Raw genomic sequence first — 1,253 nt, forward strand, 5'->3', positions numbered from 1 at the left:
CGCCCACGCGGGCCCGGCCGTCGGACGCGTCACCGCGGCGAGCGTCCCCGTGAGACCGAGGGCGACGATGATGAGGGAACCGATCGGGCGGCGCGGACGCTCCATCAAGCCGACCACCACGCCCAGCACCGCGAGGATGCCGGCGAGGCTGATCAGCAGCGCGGGCTTGTCCGCGGTGCCGAGCGCGTCGATGGTCGCCTCGCGGACGGTTGCGGGTGCGCGGTCGACGACGGAGTCGGCCACCGCCAGGAAGGGTGACGACCCGGGGGCGACCAGTCCCGCGATCGCGTGACCGACCGCGAGGGCGATGCCGGTCGAGAGGATCCCCGCGGAGATCTGAGCCGTCACGCGGGGTCGGGGCTGGTTGTTGTCCACATCAAGAGTTCGGAGCACAGGCCCCGCCGGACGGTTCGGGAGAAATGTGTGGGGGGCCACCCATCCGGCTCGACAGCAGTGCCGAAGAACCGTTGACCCAGCACGCAAGGCTCTGTTGAAAGGACCAACACAATGAGCATCACGATCTCCCGCCGTATGGCATCGATCGCGGCGGCGGCTGCCGTGAGCGGCCTCGTTCTGGCCGGCTGCGCGAACGACGAAGGCAGCACCGAGGCCGAGGGCACCACGTCCGCCCCCATGACCTCCGAGATGACCACTGAAGAGACCTCCGCCATGGCGGAGCCGGCCGGCATGCTGGTCGGTCCCGGGTGTGCGGACTACGCCGAGGCCAACCCGGACGGCCCGGGCTCGGTCGACGGCATGGCCATGGAGCCGGTCGCCACCGCCGCCTCCAACAACCCGCTGCTCACCACTCTCACGGCCGCCGTGTCGGGCGGGGTGAACCCGGAGGTCGACCTGGTCGACACGCTCAACAACGGTGAGTACACCGTGTTCGCGCCGGTCGACGACGCGTTCGCGCAGGTCGACGACGCGACGATGGAGGCGCTGCAGACCGATCCCGAGCTGCTCACCAGCATCCTGACCTACCACGTGGTCGAGGGTCAGATCACCCCCGACGAGATCGAGGGCATGCAGACCACGCTGAACGGCGCTGACGTTGAGGTCATGGGCTCCGGTGACGCGCTCACTGTCAACGGTGCCAACGTCATCTGTGGTGGCGTCGAGACCGCCAACGCCACCGTCTACCTGATCGATGAGGTCATGGTTCCCGAGGAGTGATATCGCTGAACCACGGGAGGCTCTGACCACCCCACCGTTCAGGAGTACCGAGGCCCGGGCCGACGCGAGAGCGTCGG

The 1,253-nt window shown here is 69.0% G+C and carries 1 protein-coding gene and 1 pseudogene; one reads left to right on the plus strand and one right to left on the minus strand.

Translation table 11 applies throughout. The features are described from left to right. Positions 1–375 (minus strand): annotated as a pseudogene (locus G6027_RS15950) (oxidoreductase); the annotation flags it as partial. Between the two features lie 132 nt (positions 376–507). On the opposite strand from G6027_RS15950, the gene G6027_RS15955 reads away from it, so the two are divergent. Next, the gene (locus G6027_RS15955) at positions 508–1,176 is read left to right on the plus strand and encodes a fasciclin domain-containing protein (RefSeq protein ID WP_182638020.1); all 669 of its coding nucleotides are present in this window, start codon (positions 508–510) and stop codon (positions 1,174–1,176) included. The last annotated feature ends 77 nt before the right edge of the window (positions 1,177–1,253 follow it).

Source organism: Dietzia sp. SLG310A2-38A2 (genome assembly GCF_014145095.1).
Classification (GTDB): Bacteria; Actinomycetota; Actinomycetes; order Mycobacteriales; family Mycobacteriaceae; genus Dietzia.

Bases quoted from the DNA above. Each gene is read 5' to 3' on its own strand.
- G6027_RS15955 (WP_182638020.1), top strand. From the start codon at position 508: ATGAGCATCACGATCTCCCGCCGTATGGCATCGATCGCGGCGGCGGCT.